At 73.3% G+C, this 17,408-nt stretch carries 20 protein-coding genes and 1 tRNA gene; 14 read left to right on the top strand and 7 right to left on the bottom strand.

What is annotated here, in order from left to right; all coding sequences use genetic code 11:
- Positions 1-6: 6 nt before the first annotated feature.
- Positions 7-576 (bottom strand): 5-formyltetrahydrofolate cyclo-ligase, encoded by a 570-nt coding sequence (locus tag ACQSSQ_RS03615; RefSeq protein WP_431325668.1) that lies wholly within the window; start codon positions 574-576, stop codon positions 7-9.
- A 30-nt stretch (positions 577-606) separates the two neighbouring features.
- Between ACQSSQ_RS03615 and ACQSSQ_RS03620 the strand changes: the two genes are divergently transcribed.
- From ACQSSQ_RS03620 to ACQSSQ_RS03650, 7 genes are all read left to right on the top strand, one after another.
- Positions 607-1,992, top strand: a complete 1,386-nt coding sequence (locus ACQSSQ_RS03620; RefSeq protein WP_431325669.1) for a UTP--glucose-1-phosphate uridylyltransferase — start codon at positions 607-609, stop codon at positions 1,990-1,992.
- A 10-nt stretch (positions 1,993-2,002) separates the two neighbouring features.
- Entirely contained in the window at positions 2,003-3,223 is a 1,221-nt protein-coding gene (gene glp, locus ACQSSQ_RS03625) for a molybdotransferase-like divisome protein Glp (protein WP_431325670.1), read from the top strand.
- Complete coding sequence (moaC, locus tag ACQSSQ_RS03630) at positions 3,223-3,717, top strand: cyclic pyranopterin monophosphate synthase MoaC (protein WP_431325671.1); 495 nt, start codon at positions 3,223-3,225, stop codon at positions 3,715-3,717. Before glp ends, moaC begins: the two co-directional genes overlap by 1 nt.
- Positions 3,714-4,208 carry a MogA/MoaB family molybdenum cofactor biosynthesis protein gene (locus tag ACQSSQ_RS03635; RefSeq protein WP_431325672.1) on the top strand — a complete coding sequence of 165 codons (495 nt, stop codon included), beginning with the start codon at positions 3,714-3,716 and terminating at the stop codon, positions 4,206-4,208. The genes moaC and ACQSSQ_RS03635 overlap by 4 nt, the downstream gene beginning before the upstream one ends.
- Positions 4,209-4,249: 41 nt before the next feature.
- A complete protein-coding gene (locus ACQSSQ_RS03640) occupies positions 4,250-4,813 on the top strand; it encodes a GNAT family N-acetyltransferase (RefSeq protein ID WP_431326769.1) in 564 nt (187 codons plus the stop codon).
- 75 nt (positions 4,814-4,888) lie between these two features.
- Entirely contained in the window at positions 4,889-5,779 is an 891-nt protein-coding gene (gene sepX / locus ACQSSQ_RS03645; RefSeq protein ID WP_431325673.1) for a divisome protein SepX/GlpR, read from the top strand.
- A gap of 64 nt (positions 5,780-5,843) precedes the next feature.
- Positions 5,844-5,919: transfer RNA gene (locus tag ACQSSQ_RS03650), tRNA-Ala, on the top strand.
- Between the two features lie 56 nt (positions 5,920-5,975).
- On the opposite strand, the gene ACQSSQ_RS03655 is transcribed toward ACQSSQ_RS03650, so the two are convergent.
- From ACQSSQ_RS03655 to ACQSSQ_RS03675, 5 genes are all read right to left on the bottom strand, one after another.
- Positions 5,976-6,629, bottom strand: coding sequence for a hypothetical protein (locus tag ACQSSQ_RS03655; RefSeq protein WP_431325674.1), 654 nt, complete (start codon positions 6,627-6,629; stop codon positions 5,976-5,978).
- Positions 6,626-7,612, bottom strand: coding sequence for a DUF4349 domain-containing protein (locus ACQSSQ_RS03660; protein WP_431325675.1), 987 nt, complete (start codon positions 7,610-7,612; stop codon positions 6,626-6,628). Before ACQSSQ_RS03660 ends, ACQSSQ_RS03655 begins: the two co-directional genes overlap by 4 nt.
- A complete protein-coding gene (locus tag ACQSSQ_RS03665; protein WP_431325676.1) occupies positions 7,609-8,181 on the bottom strand; it encodes an RNA polymerase sigma factor in 573 nt (190 codons plus the stop codon). Before ACQSSQ_RS03665 ends, ACQSSQ_RS03660 begins: the two co-directional genes overlap by 4 nt.
- A gap of 73 nt (positions 8,182-8,254) precedes the next feature.
- Positions 8,255-8,674, bottom strand: a complete 420-nt coding sequence (locus tag ACQSSQ_RS03670) for an SgcJ/EcaC family oxidoreductase (RefSeq protein WP_431325677.1) — start codon at positions 8,672-8,674, stop codon at positions 8,255-8,257.
- 33 nt (positions 8,675-8,707) lie between these two features.
- The gene (locus ACQSSQ_RS03675; protein ID WP_431325678.1) at positions 8,708-9,118 is read right to left on the bottom strand and encodes a VOC family protein; all 411 of its coding nucleotides are present in this window, start codon (positions 9,116-9,118) and stop codon (positions 8,708-8,710) included.
- A 60-nt stretch (positions 9,119-9,178) separates the two neighbouring features.
- Between ACQSSQ_RS03675 and ACQSSQ_RS03680 the strand changes: the two genes are divergently transcribed.
- The 4 genes from ACQSSQ_RS03680 to ACQSSQ_RS03695 all read left to right on the top strand — a co-directional run bounded on the left by ACQSSQ_RS03680 (position 9,179) and on the right by ACQSSQ_RS03695 (position 12,364).
- Positions 9,179-9,805: a TetR/AcrR family transcriptional regulator gene (locus ACQSSQ_RS03680; protein ID WP_431325679.1), complete on the top strand. Its 627-nt coding sequence runs from the start codon at positions 9,179-9,181 to the stop codon at positions 9,803-9,805.
- A gap of 13 nt (positions 9,806-9,818) precedes the next feature.
- Positions 9,819-10,646, top strand: a complete 828-nt coding sequence (locus tag ACQSSQ_RS03685; protein ID WP_431325680.1) for an aldo/keto reductase — start codon at positions 9,819-9,821, stop codon at positions 10,644-10,646.
- A 96-nt stretch (positions 10,647-10,742) separates the two neighbouring features.
- Positions 10,743-11,120, top strand: a complete 378-nt coding sequence (locus ACQSSQ_RS03690) for a YciI family protein (protein WP_431325681.1) — start codon at positions 10,743-10,745, stop codon at positions 11,118-11,120.
- On the top strand, positions 11,105-12,364 hold the full coding sequence (locus ACQSSQ_RS03695) for an RNA polymerase sigma factor (RefSeq protein WP_431325682.1): 1,260 nt from the start codon (positions 11,105-11,107) through the stop codon (positions 12,362-12,364). The genes ACQSSQ_RS03690 and ACQSSQ_RS03695 overlap by 16 nt, the downstream gene beginning before the upstream one ends.
- On the opposite strand, the gene ACQSSQ_RS03700 is transcribed toward ACQSSQ_RS03695, so the two are convergent.
- A complete protein-coding gene (locus ACQSSQ_RS03700; RefSeq protein WP_431325683.1) occupies positions 12,361-14,034 on the bottom strand; it encodes a dolichyl-phosphate-mannose--protein mannosyltransferase in 1,674 nt (557 codons plus the stop codon). The genes ACQSSQ_RS03695 and ACQSSQ_RS03700 overlap by 4 nt on opposite strands.
- A gap of 86 nt (positions 14,035-14,120) precedes the next feature.
- On the opposite strand from ACQSSQ_RS03700, the gene rsmI reads away from it, so the two are divergent.
- From rsmI to ACQSSQ_RS03715, 3 genes are all read left to right on the top strand, one after another.
- Positions 14,121-14,948: a 16S rRNA (cytidine(1402)-2'-O)-methyltransferase gene (gene rsmI / locus ACQSSQ_RS03705; protein WP_431325684.1), complete on the top strand. Its 828-nt coding sequence runs from the start codon at positions 14,121-14,123 to the stop codon at positions 14,946-14,948.
- Positions 14,949-15,010: 62 nt separating this feature from the next.
- Complete coding sequence (locus tag ACQSSQ_RS03710; protein WP_431325685.1) at positions 15,011-16,201, top strand: hypothetical protein; 1,191 nt, start codon at positions 15,011-15,013, stop codon at positions 16,199-16,201.
- 56 nt (positions 16,202-16,257) lie between these two features.
- Complete coding sequence (locus ACQSSQ_RS03715; protein ID WP_431325686.1) at positions 16,258-17,406, top strand: hypothetical protein; 1,149 nt, start codon at positions 16,258-16,260, stop codon at positions 17,404-17,406.
- Positions 17,407-17,408 lie beyond the last annotated feature (2 nt).

Below are 17,408 nucleotides of genomic sequence, written 5' to 3' on the forward strand. Positions count from 1 at the left end.
GCCGGCTCACCGCGGCGGGAGCGCGATCGTCCGCTGAGGCGTCACGGCAACGTCGACCCGTTGGTCGTGGGCCTCGGGGTGCACATCGGCGACCACCTCGTGGTCGTAGACGAGCGCGACGCGGACCGGTCTGTCGCAGGACTCCAGCGCGGTGTCGTAGTAGCCGCCGCCGCGGCCGAGGCGGAAGCCCGTGGCGTCCACCGCGAGCGCCGGGACGACCACGAGGTCGGCACGGGCGAGCGCCGTGTCGTCGGCTCCGCCTGTGGGCTCCGGGATCTGGAACCGGCCGAGGACGAGCGCGTCGCGGCCGGCGTACGGGACCCAGCTCAGGCGCCGGCGCGGCAGCGCGCGGGGGACGACGACCTCGACGCCGTCGGCGAGCAGCGCGTCGAGCAGCGCCCAGGTGGGCGGCTCGCGGCCGACGGACAGGTACGCCGCCACGACGCGCGCGCCGTGGTCGCGCACGACCGCGGAGGCTCGTCGGGCCAGCGCGGTCTCGGCAGCGACCACGGCCTGCTCGTCGAGGGCGGTCCGTCGCTCGAGCAGCTGCTCGCGCAACCGCCGCTTGTCCGTCACACCTCGACCGTAGTGCCTACGATGAGGCGCATGAGCGAACAGGGACTGGCCGCTGCCCGCGAGACGATGGAGGCGGCCGGGGTCCCTCCCCGGGCGATCGAGGTGTTCGCGCACTACTACGCCGAGCTCGAGGCGGGCGCGACCGGCATGATCCCGGAGTCCGACGTCGACCCGCTCGACCCGCCGACCCGGTTGGCCGACGCCGACGTCGCCGACGACCAGGTCCGCGAGGCGCTGGCGCGTACGGTCGTGATCAAGCTCAACGGCGGGCTCGGCACCTCGATGGGGATGGACAAGGCGAAGTCGCTGCTCCCGGTCCGCGGCGAGCGCACCTTCCTGGACGTCGTGGTCGAGCAGGTGCGCCAGGTCCGCAGCACGTACGGGGTCCCGCTCCCGCTGATCCTGATGGACAGCTTCCGGACCCGTGAGGACACGCTGGCCGCGCTGGCGCGCTACCCCGACCTCGAGGTCGCGGGGCAGCCGCTCGACTTCCTCCAGAACAAGGAGCCCAAGCTGCGCTCCGACGACCTCACGCCGGTGTCGTGGCCGCAGGACCCGAGCCTGGAGTGGACCCCGCCCGGGCACGGCGACCTCTACACGGCGCTCGACGCGTCGGGCACGCTGCGGGCGCTGCTGGACGCCGGGTACCGCTACGCGTCGGTGTCCAACTCGGACAACCTCGGCAGCTACCCCGACCCGCGGATGGCGGGCTGGTTCGCGCAGTCCGGCGCGCCGTACGCCGCCGAGGTCTGCCGCCGGACGCCGGCCGACGTCAAGGGCGGCTACCTCGTACGCCGCAAGTCCGACGGCAGGCTCGTCCTGCGGGAGACGGCGCAGACGCCGAAGGAGGACCAGGCGCTGGCCGACGACATCACGCGGCACCGCTGGTTCCACACCAACAACCTGTGGTTCGACCTCGCGGCGCTCGCCGCCGTGATCGAGGAGCGCGACGGCGTGCTCGGCCTCCCGCTCATCAGGAACGTGAAGACCGTGGACCCGACCGACCCGAGCTCGCCGGAGGTGATCCAGGTCGAGTCGGCGATGGGTGCCGCGGTCCAGGTCTTCGACGGCGCGGTGGCGATCGAGGTGGAGCGGGAGCGCTTCCTGCCGGTGAAGACGACCGACGACCTGCTCCTGGTCCGCTCCGACTTCTACGACCTCGACGAGGACTTCCACCTGGTGGCGCAGCGCGACGACGCCCCGCTCGTCCGGCTCGACAAGGAGCACTACAAGCTCGTCCACGCCTTCGACGCCCGGTTCCCCAAGGGCCCCGTCTCGCTCGTGGACGCGACCTCGTTCACCGTCGCCGGCGACTGGACGTTCGGTGCCGACGTCCGTGTCGTCGGGGACGTGACGGTGCCGGAGGACGGCTCACCGGGGACGATCGCCGACGGCACGCTGCTCGAAGGGTCTTAGGCTGTCGCCCATGCGTACCGTCGACGAGCACCTCGCGAAGCTGCTCGACCTGATCGGCCCGCTCCAGCCGTACGACCAGCCGCTGCTGGAGTCGCTCGGGCTGCCGCTGGTCGACGACGTCGTGAGCCCGATCGACCTCCCGCGCTTCACCAACTCCGCGATGGACGGGTACGCCGTCCGGGCGAGCGACGTGCAGGGCGCCAACAAGGAGTTCCCGGTGCGGCTCCCGGTCGTCGGCGAGCAGGCCGCGGGCTCGAGCACACCCACCGCGCTCACGTCCAAGACCGCGGTCAAGATCATGACGGGCGCTCCGCTGCCGTCCGGGGCCGACACCGTCGTCCCGATCGAGCTGACCGACGGCGGCGACGCCGAGGTGCAGATCTACCAGGCGCGGCGGGCCGGCGAGAACGTGCGCCCCTCGGGTGAGGACGTGGCGGCGGGCGAGGTCGTCGCCGAGGCCGGGACGATCCTCGGTCCGCGCGAGGTCGGCCTCCTGGCGTCGCTGGGGTTCGCGCGGCTCAAGGCGCGGCCGCGGCCCCGCGTCGTGGTGCTCTCCACCGGGACGGAGCTGCGCGAGCCCGGTGCGCGTCTCGACTACGACTCGATCTACGACGGCAACTCGTACATGCTCGCCGCCTGCGCGCGTGCGGCCGGCGCGATCGCGTACCGGGTCGGCATCACCTCCGACGACCCGCGCGAGTTCGCCGACGTCCTCAACGACCAGCTGGTCCGTGCGGACCTCGTGGTCACCAGCGGCGGCATCAGCAAGGGTGCGTACGACGTGGTGAAGGCGGCGCTCTCCGACCTGGGCACGGTCGAGTTCAGCGAGGTCGCCATGCAGCCCGGGAAGCCGCAGGGCTTCGGGACCGTCGGCGAGGAGAAGACACCGATCGTGACGCTGCCGGGCAACCCGGTCTCGTCCTACGTGTCGTTCGAGGTCTTCGTCCTCCCGATGCTGCGCCGCATGATGGGCCGCCTCCCGTACCGCCGCCCGCTCGTCCAGGCCACGATGACCGAGGAGATCCGCTCGCCGTCCGGGCGCCGCCAGTACCTTCGCGGGTGGTTCGAGGTGTCGCCGCGCGGGGCCCGCGTGACGCCGGTGAGCGGTCCCGGGTCGCACCTGGTCGCGGGTCTGGCCCGCGCCAACTGCCTGATCGCCGTCGACGAGGACGAGACCGCGCTGCACGTCGGGGACACCGCGAAGGTGCTCGTGCTGGACCGGGACTTCTGATGGGGGAGCCCGAGCGGCCGGTCGACGCGCCGCGTCTGACCCACGTCGACGAGCAGGGCGCCGCACGCATGGTCGATGTGTCGGCCAAAGACGAGACGCGCCGCCAGGCCACGGCCACCGGTCTCGTGCGCACGACCCCGGAGGTCGTCGCGCTGCTGCGCTCCGGCGACGTGCCCAAGGGCGACGCGCTGGGCGTCGCGCGCGTGGCCGGCATCCTCGCCGCGAAGCGCACCCCCGACCTCGTCCCGCTGTGCCACCCGCTGGCGATCACCGGGGTCGAGGTCGACCTCGAGGTCACCGACGAGGGAGTGGCGATCGCGGCGACGGTCCGCACGACGGGGCGCACGGGTGTCGAGATGGAGGCGCTGACGTCGGTGAGCGTCGCGGCGCTGACGGTCGTCGACATGATCAAGGCCGTCGACAAGCACGCGGTCATCTCCGACGTGCGGGTCCGGGCGAAGTCGGGCGGCAAGAGCGGAGACTGGTCGGCGTGAAGGCTCTCGTGGTCACCTGCTCCAACCGGGCCGCGGCCGGCGTGTACGAGGACACCACCGGACCGATGATCGTGGAGGCGCTGCGCTCCTGGGGGTTCGAGGTCGCCGACCCGCTCGTCGTCCCCGACGGCCTGCCGGTCGAGGAGGCGCTGCGGGAGGCGGTCGACCTGCGCTACGAGGCGGTCGTGACGACCGGCGGGACGGGCATCAGCCCGACCGACGCGACGCCCGAGGCGACGGACGCGGTGCTCGACCGGGAGCTGCCCGGGGTCGCGGAGGCGATCCGCGCGTACGGCGTCGCCGCCGGGGTGCCCACGGCGATGCTGTCGCGGGGCAGGGCCGGCGTCGCCGACCAGACGGTCGTGGTGAACCTGCCCGGCTCACGGGGCGGCGTGCGCGACGGCCTCGCGGTGCTCGAGGGAGTGCTGGTGCACGCGGTCGAGCAGGTGGCGGGCGTGGACCACGCCCGGGACCCCGGCGGTGCGTCCTGAGTACGGGCTGGCCCGCGACGCTGCAGCACGGCGACGTCGGGCTGCGACCGATCCGGCGCAGCGACGCCCGCGTGTGGGCGCGGCTGCGGCAGGAGTCCTCGGAGTGGCTCAGCCGCTGGGAGGCGACCCTCCCGCGGACGGCGCCCTCGGGGAGCCGGTCGTACGGCGCAGCGGTCCGCTCGCTGCGCCAGCAGGCGTCGCAGGGGCGGGCGCTCCCGTTCGTCACGACCTACGGCGGCGACGAGATGATCGGCCAGGTCACGGTGTCCGGCATCACGTGGGGCTCCGCGCGGTGGGCGCAGATCGGCTACTGGATCGCGCGGCCGTACGCCGGACGGGGGATCACGACCACCGCTGTCGCCCTGGCCACCGACCACTGCTTCGAGGCGCTCGGGCTGCACCGCATGGAGATCGCGATCCGCCCGGAGAACCGGTCGAGCCTGCGCGTGGTCGAGAAGCTGGGCTTCGACCGGGTCGGGCTGGCGCCCCGGTACCTGCACATCGACGGCGCATGGCGCGACCACCTGCTGTTCGCGATCACGGCGGAGCAGGTCGTCCCCGGCGGGCTCATCGCGCGGGTCGACTCGGCCGACGCCGATCGCTGACTCTGCGAGAACCACCTCGCGACACACCGGACGAGGTCCCCGAGAGGGACCGTCCGCAGCACGTACGGTTCTTCCGTGGGTACGGGTCTCATCTTCGCAGCCGTGATCGCCATCTGGGTGGCGTACGGCGTCCCTCTGGCGCTGCGGCGCCACGAGGAGGCGACGCGTGCGGGATCCGTGACCAGCTTCTCCGGCGCCCTGCGCGTGCTGACCCACCGCAAGGACGACGCCGAGGCCGAGAGCACGAGCGAGACCACGAAGGTCACCGCGAAGGCCGAGGAGGTCGCGACGGCTCCCGAGCCTGCCGAGACGCCCGCTCCTCGCCGTCGCTACAACCGCCGTGCGGCCCGCGTCGCCGCCCGTCGCCGCCGCCGGGTGCTGCTGACGCTCCTCCTCGCGTGCGCCGTGGTCGGCGGCCTGTCCGTCGCCGGGATCCTGCTGCCGTGGGCGGCCGCGATCCCGGGCGGGCTCGTCGTCGTGTGGCTCGTCCTGTGCCGCGTGATGGTCCGCAGCGAGATCGGCCGGCCGGTGCGCTTCCGGCTCGTCAACCCTGAGCGCCGGGCCGCTCGTGCCCGACGCCGCGAGGCCCGCCGCGACGAGCGTCGTGCCGAGCGCGAGGCACGGGTCGACGTCGAGCTCGAGGTCGACCCCGACTCCGAGGTGACCGTGATCCTGTCCGGGCAGATCGAGGACCACGACCCGGAGCGCCGCAACGTCATGGAGCGCGGGCCGCTGCCCGACGGAGCCCTCGACCAGCAGGTGCTGGACGCCGTCTCCGTGTCCACGACTTCGGGCACCACGCTGTGGGACCCGGTGCCCGTGACCCTCCCCACCTACGTCACGAAGCCGGCTGTCGCACGCACCGTCCGGACGATCGACTTCGGCGACGGCCCGGCCGTCGAGGGGCACGCCAAGGGGTCGGCCGACGACAAGCCGGGGGAGACCCGGCGCGCGGTGGGCGACTGACGCTCACGAGGCGGACCCCGGATTCGGGAGCCGTCGGATCGCGTGGTAATCTCGATCTCGCTTTGGGGCTATGGCGCAGTTGGTAGCGCGTCTCGTTCGCAATGAGAAGGTCCGGGGTTCGAATCCCCGTAGCTCCACCAGCCGAAGGGCCGGATCCGCACCGCGGATCCGGCCCTTTCGTCGTGCTGGGCTCGGGCTATCGCCGGTGTGCGGCCTGTGGTGCCGCTGCCGCGACGTAGCCGTCTCCCTCGCAGCGCGTGCTGAGACGGACCGGCGCTCCGGGCTCGATCGCCTCGGCCGCGTGGGTGAGGTGCCCAGGGATCCGGACGAGCACCTCGACCCATGCCCATCCGACGACCTCGGGGCCGCGGGACCGGATCGCCTGCACGAGAGCCGTGTCGGCGAGGTCGGGAGGGGCGACGCCCGAGCTGTCGGGACCCGACTGCCACGTCCCTTCCAGCGCAGCTGGTGCGCTGCACTCGGGATAGTGGCCGGCGATGCGCAACCGCGCCGGCCAGTCGTCCACGTCGAGATCCTGATCGACGTACAGCGACGCCATCGCGGTGCCGGTGACGAGGACGACGGCCTCGGGATCGAACCCGGCGGCCGCGTGGAGGACGACGGTCGGGCCTCCCTCCAGTGCAGAGCCGTCGCAGTCGAGGGCCGAGACCTCGCCGAGCCGTGAGCCGGCCGCCGGCATGCGGACGACCGAGACGGCGCGGTAGACCGTGCCGTGGTGCTCGATCCGCGGGCCGCAGTCGGGTTGGGGAGACGGATCCGTCGTACACCCGTGAAGCACCCCGCCGAGCGTGAGCGCGAGGAGCACCCGCGCCGCCCGCCCCGGAGTCATCGCCGGATCACGCGGCGGCCTGCGACGTACACGGCGCCGAGCACGGCGAGCAGCACCGCCCACGGGAGGACGAAACCGAGGACGCGCACGACGAACCCGAGCGACGCGACCATCGCGTCCCAGCCGTCGTCGAGGGCGCCGAGGAAGCCGGAGCTGCTCGGCGCGTCGGGCTCCCGCTCGGACCTGACCACCACGTCGTACGTCGCCATCGCCACCTGGTCGGACAGACCGCGGCGCTGCGCCTGCAGTGCCTCGAGGTCGGACTGCCGCTGAGCCAGCGTCTGCTCGGCGGCGAGGAGGTCGGCGGTCGACGACGCCTCGGACATCAGCTCCTGCAGCCGCACCACGGACACCTGCAGGGCCCGGATGCGTGCGTCGAGGTCGCGCCCCTGCGCGGTGACGTCCTCGGTGTCGATCCGCAGCCCCGACACCGTGCCCAGGGTGCGCAGGCGCTCGGTCGTGTCGCCGGTGCTGTCGGCGGGGACACGCAGGCGCAAGGAGACCGTCGTACGGCCGTCGTGCGTGGACTCGTCGCGGCTCTCGACCCGTCCCCCCTCGTCCTCGGTCCAGGCCGCGAGGGCGTCGGCCGCGTCGCGGGGGGCGTCGACGGTGAGGACGGCGGAGGCGGTCGTCACGATCTCGCGCGCCGCGATGCCGTCGTCCGAGCCGCTGCCGCTGTCGGCGCCCGCACCACCCCCGGCGTCCTCCGTGGCCGCGTTGGGCCCCTGCTCGCCGCGCAGGGCTCGCTCGTCGGGGACGGAGCTGTCGCCCGCGGTGTCGGAGCCCTGCGGGACGAGCGTGACGCCGCCGACGACCGCGCCCCCCAGGCCGAGGACCGCGACCACCGACGCGGCCGCAAGGGCGATCTTGCGCCGCTTCGCCCGCCGGACGACGGCGTCGTGCTCGACCGTGGCGGTGATCCGGCGGTACATCCGGTCGACCTGCTCGTCGGAGAGGTCGGGGAGGTCGGGACGGATGGTCATGCGGGCCCCCTCAGGTCCTGGGTGGCGGCACGGACGCGGCTGCGGATCCGGGCGACGCGGTTGCGGACCGCGGCGTGCGTCACCCCGACCTCGTCCGCGGCCTCGGCGTAGGTGAGGTCGCCGACGACGCACCGCTCGAACAGCTGCTGGTCGAGCGGCGACAGGGTTGCCACGCTCTCGCGGACACGGGCGAGCAGCTGCTCGGCGACGTACGCGTCGTCGGGCGTCTGCTCGGCGCTCGGGACGGTGTCGTCGAGCTGCTCCCAGCGGCGGCGCGTCCGGCGTCGGTGATGGTTCAGCGCGGTGTACTTCGCGGTGGAGAGCAGCCAGGGGAGGACCGACGTGTCGACCAGCGCGATCTCGCTGCGCCGCCGCCAGGCCGTCACGAAGACGTCCTGGACGACCTCCTCGGCGTCCGTCGCGTTGCCGACCACGCGGAACGACTGCCAGTACACCGGGCGCACGTGGCGCGCGTACAGCGCGCCGAACGCATCACGGTCGCCCCGCCGAGTCCGCTCCCACAGGGGTCGGTCGTCGGGGTCGCGCTCGAGCGGGAGGTCTGTCGACATGGCGCTCCGTTCGGATGGTCCTCATCCTCTCCATGTCGTCAATCCCCGGACCGTCTCACGGGTTTTCACGACGTCATGCGTCGACCACGACGGTGTTCTGGTTGGCGGTGAGCAGCCAGCGTCCCTCCTCCTTCGCCATCACGTAGAGGGGCGATCCCTCGTACGCGCCGTCGACCGCCGAGCCGTCGCGGTTCCGTACGGTCTGCCGCACCTTGACGGCGGCCACGTCGGGCCGGACGAAGAGGACGTGCACGACCTCGTACGAGCCGATCGTGTCGCGCATCGCGCCAGGCAGGACCGACCGGGTGAACGCCGCGATCGCGTCCCGGCCGAGGAGCAGCGCGCCGTGCCCGGTCGTCCAGATCGCGTCCGCGCGGAAGAGCGCGACGAAGGCGTCGACGTCCTCGGAGTTCTGAGCGCGTTCGACGGTGGCGACGACCTCCGTGATCGCGGCGAGGTCGTCCTGGCGGGAGAGGGGCTCTGTCGGTGGCATGGATCCAGGCTCGACGTTCGAGTGGACTTGAGGTCAAGGCCCGGGAGCGAACGCGTCCGCGTACGAGGCGTCGGGCGCGATGGGGGTGATGACGTCCACCAGGACGTCGTCGGGCCCGGCCACGATGAAGTGCCGCTGCCCGAACGGCTCGGAGCGCAGCGCGAGGACGGGGGCGAGCCCGCCGTCGGTGACGAGCCTCGCGTACTCCGCGTCGACGTCGTCGACCTCGACGTTGAGGATCGTGCCGCGTGCGGCGGCGCCGTACCCGGCAGGGACCGTCGGGTGACCCGGGTCGAGGAGGGCGAGCTCGTGGCCGTCGCGGGCGAGCGAGACGTACCAGTCGGACGAGAACGTGCGCGTGAAGCCGAACCAGCGCTCGTAGAAGCGGGCGGCGTTCTCGACGTCGGTGGCGCCGAGGACCGGGTAGAAGCTCGTGACGGACATGGAAGACCTCCGATACATGCGGTGCGTACGTATTCTCGTAACATACACTCCGTATGTATCGTGCGGAAGGGAGCCGTCGTGGGCCGGTCGTCGAAGGCGCAGAGCGAGATCAACCGCGCCCACCTCGTCGACCTCGCCGGCACGCTGTTCGCCGAGCGGGGCTACGACGCCGTCAGCCTCGACGACGTCGCCCACGAGGCCGGCCTCACGCGCGGGGCCGTCTACCACCACTTCGGCAGCAAGCGTGGGCTGTTCGTCGCCGCGGTCGGTCGTGCCCACGAGACCGTCGCCGCCCGGGTCGAGGCGGCGGCGAGCGCCGAGGTCGACCTGTGGGACGGACTCGTCGCCGGCTGCCACGCGTTCCTCGACGCCGCAGCCGACCCGTCCGTACGCCGGCTCGTCCTGATCGACGGGCCGCGGGTCCTCGGCTGGCAGGAGTGGCGGTCGCTCGACGCGGCCACGTCGCGGCAGCTGCTCGCCACGGGGCTGCGGGCGCTGGAGGACCGCGGCGACGTCGCGCGCGGGTCGGCGGACGCGCTCGCGACCCTCCTCTCGGGCGCGATGAACGACGCCGCGCTCGAGGTCGCCGAGCCCGGGTCGGCGACGCGGGAGGAGCTCCACGCGGCGCTCGACCGCATCCTCGGCTGTCTCCGTCCACCTCCGGCTGCGCACGGGTCGAAGCGATGACAGGCTCAGGGGCATGCAGGCTCCCACGACGACCATGACCGACGGGCTCGAGCTGCCGAGGATCGGGCTCGGGACCTACCCGATGGACGACGCCCAGGCGGCCGACGCCGTACGCAGCGCCCTCGACGTCGGCTACCGGCTCGTCGACACGGCGGCGTCGTACGGCAACGAGGCGGGCGTCGGGCAGGGCGTCGCCATGAGCGACGTGCCGCGCGACGAGATCGTCGTCACCACCAAGCTGCGCGGCGACGACCAGGGGTACGAGTCGACGCTGCGGGCGTTCGGGGAGTCGCGCGAGCGGCTCGGGCTGGAGTACGTCGACCTCTACCTGATCCACTGGCCCCTGCCGCGGCTCGGCCGGTACGTCGACTCGTGGCAGGCGATGATCCAGCTCCGCGACGACGGGCTGGTGAACAGCCTCGGCGTCTCCAACTTCACCCCCGCCCAGATCGACCGCCTCGTCGCCGAGACCGGTGTCGCTCCCGTGGTGAACCAGATCGAGCTCCACCCGTGCTTCGTCCAGGACGAGCTCCGCGCGTACGACGCCGACCACGGCGTGGTGACCGAGGCGTGGCAGCCGCTGGCCCGCAAGACCGACCTGCTCTCCGACCCAGGCCTCCGCGAGATCGCCGACCGCCACGGCGTCACGCCGGCGCAGGTCGTGCTGCGGTGGCACGTGCAGCGTGGCGTGGTGCCGATCCCGAAGTCGGGCGACCCTCAGCGGCAGCGCGAGAACCTCGACGTGTTCGGGTTCGTGCTGAGCGAGGAGGAGATGGCCGCGGTGGCGGACCGTCCGCAGGCCCGCAGCGGCGGCGACCCGGAGACGCACGAGGAGTTCTAGCGCGCTCGCCGTGCTTCTGTCGGCGAGGTGTCGATCGGCGTCTGGCTGGTTCGTCATCACGGTGTCAGGATCGACACCGACGGAAGGAACGCTCCGATGCTGTACACGCTGTTCATCCACAACGCCGACCCGCGCGAGGCCGGCATCAGCCAGGAGGACATGGCCCCTGTCGAGGCCGCGTTCGACGCCTATGCCCAGGCGCTCGACGACGCCGGCGTCTTCGTCACCACCCAGATCCTCGGCTTCCCCGAGGCGGCGACGACGGTGACGGCCGTCGACGGCGAGCCCAAGATCCAGGACGGACCCTTCGCCGACACCAAGGAGTACGTCGGCGGCGTCATCGTCATCGACGTCCCGGACCTCGACGCGGCGCTCGCCTGGGCCCAGAAGTGCCCGGGCGCGTCGTACGGCTCGGTCGAGGTGCGGCCGACGACGCTCACGTGGAGCCCTGAGCGGAAGTGGTACCAGCCCTGACGGCCTACGACGAGGCCGAGCGGGCGGCTCGTACGTCGTACGGCCGCCTGCTCGCCCTGCTCGCCGCCGCCAGCGGGGACATCGTCGCCGCCGAGGACGCGCTGGCGGACGCGTTCGAGCGCGCGCTCGCGACGTGGCCGGAGCGCGGCGTCCCGGACAACCCGGACGCATGGCTGCTCACGGCAGGACGCAACCGGCTGCGCGACCTCTACCGGTCGGCCGCGCGGCGGACGTCGTCGCCGCTGCCGGAGGACGACCGGGACCTGGCGACGACGGACCCGCCCGGGACCGGCGACGAGATCCCCGACGAGCGGCTCGCCCTCCTCTTCGTGTGCGCGCACCCCGCGATCGACGGGTCGGTCCGGACCCCGCTGATGCTGCAGACGGTGCTCGGGCTGGACGCGCAGCGGATCGCGGCGGCGTACGTCGTGCCGACCAGCGCGATGGCCCAGCGGCTGGTGCGCGCGAAGCGGCGGATCCGTGACGCGCGGATCCCGTTCGTCGTCCCCGGCCGCGAGGTGATGCCGCAACGGTTGCCGGCGGTGCTCGAGGCCGTGTACGGGGCGTACGCGATCGACTGGGCCGCCGTCCCGAGCACCGCGCTGCGCACCTCGACCGCCGGAGAGGCGCACTACCTCGCGGTCCTCCTCGCGGCGCTGCTCCCCGACGAGCCCGAGGTGCTCGGGCTCGCGGCTCTGGTCTCCCTCTCGCTGGCGCGCGCCGGTGCCCGCACCGACGAGGTCGGCCGGTTCGTGCCGCTGGACGCGCAGGACACCGAGCGCTGGGACGAGGCGCTCATCGCGCAGGGCGAGCGTCTTCTGCACGCGGCTGCCCGGAGGGGCCGACCCGGGCGGTTCCAGCTGGAGGCGGCGATCCAGTCCGCGCACTGCGACCGCGCCCGCACCGGTCGTACGGACCACGCGGCGCTGCTCCGTCTCCACCGGGCGCTCGTGGTCACCGCGCCCACGCTCGGGGCGAAGGTCGCGCTCGCGGCGGCGACGGCACGGGTCGAGGGGCCGCGGGAGGGACTCGGCGTGCTCGCCGCGACGACCGCAGAGGCCGATCCTGACGTCGCGCGTCGGTTCCAGCCCGCGTGGGCGCTGCGGGCGCACCTGCTCGCCGAGCTGGACGAGCGCGGCGCCGCGGCAGAGGCGTACGCCAAGGCGATCTCGCTGACCACCGACGCCACCAGCCGCGCGTACCTCGAGCAGGCCCTGGACGGGCTCACCCGGCGGTCGGGCTAGATCCAGCGGGTGAACCACATCCGGTGCAGCCACGCCTCGTGCGTGAGGAGGATGTCGGTCCAGATCGGGAAGTAGAACGCGGCCAGGCCCAGCGCCACGGCGACGTAGGCGCCGAGCGCGACGGGCCCCCACCACCGGATCCGGCTCGTCCGTGAAGCCCGCAGCAGCCGCCCGGCCACCAGGGCGATCGCGGCACAGGTGAACGGGATGAACGCCGTCGCGTAGAAGAGGAAGATCGGGCGGTCGTCGTAGGCGAACCACGGCAGCCACGCGGCGAGGACCACGAGCACAAGGAGACCGAACCGCCAGTCGCGGTCGCGCAGCCAGAACCAGACCGACGCGATCAGCGCCGCCAGCCCGCCCCACCAGATCGCGGGGTTGCCGAGGATCAGCACCTGCCGGATGCAGGTCTCCGTCCCGGTCGCCGTGCAGCCCGGCGTCGTGGCCGGGAGGTCGGTCTGCGCGTCGACGCCGACGGGGCGGTTGAGGACCAGCCATCCCCACGGGTCGGACTGGTAGGGGTGCGTCTTGCCGGCCAGGTAGTCGCCGGTGTGGAAGGAGTAGACCATCTGGTGGTAGTGCCACAGCGACTCCAGCGGGCGCAGCAGCTCGCCGACGAACCCCCGGTCGGACTGGTCGATGGCCGACCCCCACGGCGGTGTGTCACCGTAGCCGAGGCCGAACCGGCCCTCGAAGACCTCGTGGTTCACGAGGAACCCGGTCCAGGTCACGACGTACACGACGAGGGCGACGAGGACCAGGGACACGAACGCCGGCAGCCCGTCGACGAGGATCGAGCGCCACCACGCACCCCGTACGCCGATCGCCCGCCGGTCGATCAGGTCGAGCACCCAGACCACGACGCCCACGACGGCGAGGACGTACAGCGCGCTCCACTTCGTGCCGGCGGCGAGCCCGAAGCACACGCCGGCGCCCAACCGCCACGGCCGCAGCAGCAGCATCCGCACGGGACCGAACCCCACGACGTCCTCGGTCGTCGGGAACCGGCGCGCGAGGCGCGTACGGCCCCAGTCCCGGTCGGCGACCACGCAGGCGACCGCGCACACCAGCCAGAACGCGAGGAACACGTCGAGCAGGGCGATCCGCGACATCACGAGGTGGACGCCGTCGACGGCGAGCAGCAGGCCGGCGAGGCAGCCGAGAGCGGTGGACCCGCTCAGGCGGCGCACCATCCGCGCGAGGACCAGCACGGTGAGGGCACCGACGACGGCCGCCGAGATCCGCCAGCCGAACGCGTTCATCCCGAAGAGGTGCTCGCCGACCGCGATCATCCACTTGCCGACCTCGGGGTGCACCACCTGCGTGGGCTCGCCGGTCCACAACCCCGTCGTCTGGCCCGCCTCGACCTTGGCGTTGGCGTCCTCGACCCAGTCCTGCGCGTAGCCGAAGTGCAGCAGCGACCACGCGTCCTTGGCGTAGTAGGTCTCGTCGAAGAGCAGGCGCGGCGGGTACTCGAGCCTCCAGACCCGGGCGGCGAACGCGAGCAGCGCGACCGCGACGGGACCGAGCCAGCCGATCATCCGGGGGGAGTCCGCGACCCGGGAACGGAACCGCTCGCGCAGCGGGGGGAGCGGAGCACCGTCGGGCGTACGCCCCAGGGGCGCGGACCCCGCGGTGCGGCCAGGGTGCTCGTCGACGGTCACGGACACGCGGCCACCCTAGCGGCCCCCTCCTCGCGCCCCGGCCCGTCGTCGTCGGGCGGTCGAGGCCGTCGGGACACCCGTAGGCTGGGCGCGTGCTGGTCCTCGCCGCGACCCCGATCGGGAACCCCGCCGACGCCTCGCAGCGCCTGCGGGACCTGCTGGCCGACGCCGACGTCGTCGCCGCCGAGGACACCCGGCGCCTCCGCCGGCTCGCCTCCGACCTCGGCGTGCAGATCGCCGGACGCGTCGTCTCGTACTTCGAGGGCAACGAGTCGCGCCGGACGCCGGAGCTGGTCGGCGAGCTCGAGGCCGGCCGCACCGTCGTGCTGGTCACCGATGCCGGGATGCCCAGCGTGTCCGACCCGGGGTACCGCCTGGTGGCGGCAGCGGTCGACGCGGGCATCGACGTGACGTCGGCTCCGGGGCCGTCCGCCGCGCTGGCCGCGCTGGCGGTGTCCGGGCTGCCCGTCGACCGGTTCACGTTCGAGGGCTTCCTCCCGCGCAAGGCGGGCGAGCGCGACCGCGCCCTGGCCGCGCTGGTCGACGAGCCGCGCACGATGGTCTTCTTCGAGGCGCCGCACCGCACGGCGGACACCCTCGACGCGATGCGCGCCGCCTTCGGGGAGCAGCGCCCGGCGGCGGTGTGCCGGGAGCTGACCAAGACGTACGAGGAGGTCCGGCGCGGACCCCTCGCGGAGCTCGCGGTCTGGGCCCGACCCGAGGGGGATGACGCGCGGGTGCGGGGCGAGGTGACCGTCGTGGTCGGCGGAGCGCCTCCGCGGACCTTCGACGAGGACACCCTGCGCGCGATGGTCGCCGAGGGCGAGCGGGCGGGGCTGTCGCGCAAGGACGCGATCGCCGACGTGGCCACGCGGACCGGGGTACGCCGACGTGTAGTGTTTGACCTCGTCCACCGGTAGCTCTTGGCGGACCTGCGCCGGGGGCGCGTGGTCGCCGTCGCGTCCACGAGGAGTCCGACGCCATGCCCGCGAGCGACCTCCTGGTCCCCGAAGGCGCACGTCTCGTCCACGTCGGTCCCTACAAGACCGGCAGCACAGCCCTCCAGTCCGCGCTCCACGATGCGCGGCCGGTCCTCGCCGAGCACGGCGTCCGCCGCGCCGGCGCCCTGCGGCACGAGTCGCTGGCGGTGATCCACGCGGTCGAGCGGATCGGTCCGCACCACGACGCCGCGAGGGCGCGCGAGCGGTGGGAGCTGCTCTCCGCCGAGGTGCGGACCGCCGAGGAGCCGCGGGTGGTGGTCAGCAGCGAGGTCTTCTCGCACGCGACCCCGGCGCACGTCCGCGAGATCGTCGACGCGTTCGGGTCAGGGGTCCACGTCGCAGTCACGCTGCGCCCGCTGGCCTCGATCCTGCCCTCGCAGTGGCAGCAGTACGTCCTGCGCAGCCAGCGCCACCCGTACGAGGAGTGGCTGCGCCGCGTGTTCGAGGCCGACGCCCGACGCGACTACCCACGCGGGTCGTTCTGGGTCCCGCACCGTCACGACCACCTCGTCGCGCGGTGGGCGGAGGTCGTCGGCCCCGACCGCGTGACCGTCGTCGTCCTGGACTCCTCCGACCGCCGGATGCTGCCAGCCTCGTTCGAGGGCATGCTCGGGCTCCCCGAGGGGACCCTCGTCCCGCACGAGGACCGCGACAACCGCTCGCTGACCGCGGCGGAGGCCGAGCTCATGCAGGCCTACCACCGCAGCCTCGCGGAGATGAGCGTCGACCGGCGCATCCACTACCGGCTGCTCAACGCCGGTGCCGACGTCTCCTTCAAGAAGCGGCGCCCCGGCTCCGACGAGCCCAAGCCGTACACCCCGCAGTGGGCGCTCGACGCGGCCGCTGGGGTCGGAGCGGAGATGGCGGCGGCGATCGCGGCCTCCGGCGTCCGGGTCGTGGGCGACCTCGACGTGCTGGCGCAGGCACGGACCGCTCCGGCGCCGCCGGACGTCCGGCTGACGCCCGAGGCAGCCGGACGTCTCGCCGCCTCGCTCGCCGCGGCGTCCCAGGAGCTGCTCGACTCGGCCCGGCGGCGCAGCGCGCACGAGCTCGCGCTCCAGCGCCGGGAGCCGGCGACGCCGGCGTCGCTCGCCGCGACTCCCGGGGGCGCCCTCGTCCGCGAGCTGCTGCGTCGCGCGCGCCGCCGCGTGACGGCCGTGTTCGGGCGGTGACAGGGGCGCAGACCGCGCGTGTAGGCTTTCGCTCACCGATGACCGAAAGGCGATCGATGACCGAGCTGCTCCTCCCGGAGGGCACACGACTCGTGCACGTCGGGCCGCACAAGACGGGCAGCACCGCCTTGCAGGGAGCGTTCGACAACGCCCGTGGGGCCGCGCTCGAGCAGGGTGTCCGTTACGCCGGGCGCACCCGGCACGAGTCCGTCGCCGTGCGCTGGGTCACCGACCGGATCCTCCCTCAGCAGAACCCCGTCGCGGCGGAGAAGCGGTGGCGCGAGCTCGTCACCGAGCTGACGGAGTCGCCCGAGCCCCGGGTCGTCGTGTCGAGCGAGTTCTTCTCCGACGCCAAGGAGGAGCACGTCGAGGCGGTCGTGCGCGACCTCGGCCGCGAGAAGCTCACGATCGCGATCACGCTGCGTCCGCTCGCCAAGATCCTTCCCTCGCAGTGGCAGCAGTACCTCCAGCGCGGCATGACGCACTCGTACGACGAGTGGCTCGACCGCACCTTCAACGGCACCTCGCCGACCCCGTCGTTCTGGCAGCGCCACCGCCACGACGCGCTCGTCCGGCGCTGGGGCGACGTGGTCGGCTTCGACAACGTCGTCGTGATCATGCTCGACGGCAAGGACTACGGGTTCCTCCCGCACACCTTCGAGGAGCTCCTCGGGCTCCGGGACGGCACGCTCGAGGTCCCCGAGGACCTGGTCAACCGGTCGCTCACGTTCCACGAGGCGGAGATGCTGCGCGCCTTCAACGTGCAGTACAAGGCCGAGAAGCTCCCGATGCCGCTGTACGACCGGCTGGTCAACACCCGCGCCGGCCACTACCTCAAGCACCGCCGCCCCGAGGCGGGCGAGGCCAGGATCGAGACGCCGGGCTGGGCGATCGAGGCCGCGCAGAAGGTCGGCGCCGAGATGGCCGAGAACATCGTGGCCTCCGGCGCCCGGGTGATCGGCGACCCGGGCACGCTCGCGCTCGGAGCGCGGCCGCGCTCCGAGGACGAGGGCCCGGTCGTGCTGGACCCCGAGCTGAGCGCCCGCCTGGCCGTGGGTCTCGTGCTCGCCGGCCAGGAGGTGCAGGAGATCGACCTGCGGGCGGCCCGTCGCGCCGCCGAGCGCCCTCCCCGCCCCATGACCGCGCGCGAGATGCTCGGTGCGGCGCGCCGGCGGGTCACGGGCAAGGGGACCCGGAGGCACTGAGC

This window comes from Mumia spirodelae, from assembly GCF_050632745.1.
Taxonomy (GTDB): domain Bacteria; phylum Actinomycetota; class Actinomycetes; order Propionibacteriales; family Nocardioidaceae; genus Mumia.

Coding starts and splice junctions, on each gene's coding strand:
- ACQSSQ_RS03620 (WP_431325669.1), top strand. CDS start 607: ATGAGCGAACAGGGACTGGCCGCTGCCCGCGAGACGATGGAGGCGGCC.
- glp (WP_431325670.1), top strand. CDS start 2,003: ATGCGTACCGTCGACGAGCACCTCGCGAAGCTGCTCGACCTGATCGGC.
- moaC (WP_431325671.1), top strand. CDS start 3,223: ATGGGGGAGCCCGAGCGGCCGGTCGACGCGCCGCGTCTGACCCACGTC.
- ACQSSQ_RS03655 (WP_431325674.1), bottom strand. CDS start 6,629: ATGACTCCGGGGCGGGCGGCGCGGGTGCTCCTCGCGCTCACGCTCGGC.
- ACQSSQ_RS03660 (WP_431325675.1), bottom strand. CDS start 7,612: ATGACCATCCGTCCCGACCTCCCCGACCTCTCCGACGAGCAGGTCGAC.
- ACQSSQ_RS03665 (WP_431325676.1), bottom strand. CDS start 8,181: ATGTCGACAGACCTCCCGCTCGAGCGCGACCCCGACGACCGACCCCTG.
- ACQSSQ_RS03670 (WP_431325677.1), bottom strand. CDS start 8,674: ATGCCACCGACAGAGCCCCTCTCCCGCCAGGACGACCTCGCCGCGATC.
- ACQSSQ_RS03675 (WP_431325678.1), bottom strand. CDS start 9,118: ATGTCCGTCACGAGCTTCTACCCGGTCCTCGGCGCCACCGACGTCGAG.
- ACQSSQ_RS03685 (WP_431325680.1), top strand. CDS start 9,819: ATGCAGGCTCCCACGACGACCATGACCGACGGGCTCGAGCTGCCGAGG.
- ACQSSQ_RS03690 (WP_431325681.1), top strand. CDS start 10,743: ATGCTGTACACGCTGTTCATCCACAACGCCGACCCGCGCGAGGCCGGC.
- ACQSSQ_RS03710 (WP_431325685.1), top strand. CDS start 15,011: ATGCCCGCGAGCGACCTCCTGGTCCCCGAAGGCGCACGTCTCGTCCAC.
- ACQSSQ_RS03715 (WP_431325686.1), top strand. CDS start 16,258: ATGACCGAGCTGCTCCTCCCGGAGGGCACACGACTCGTGCACGTCGGG.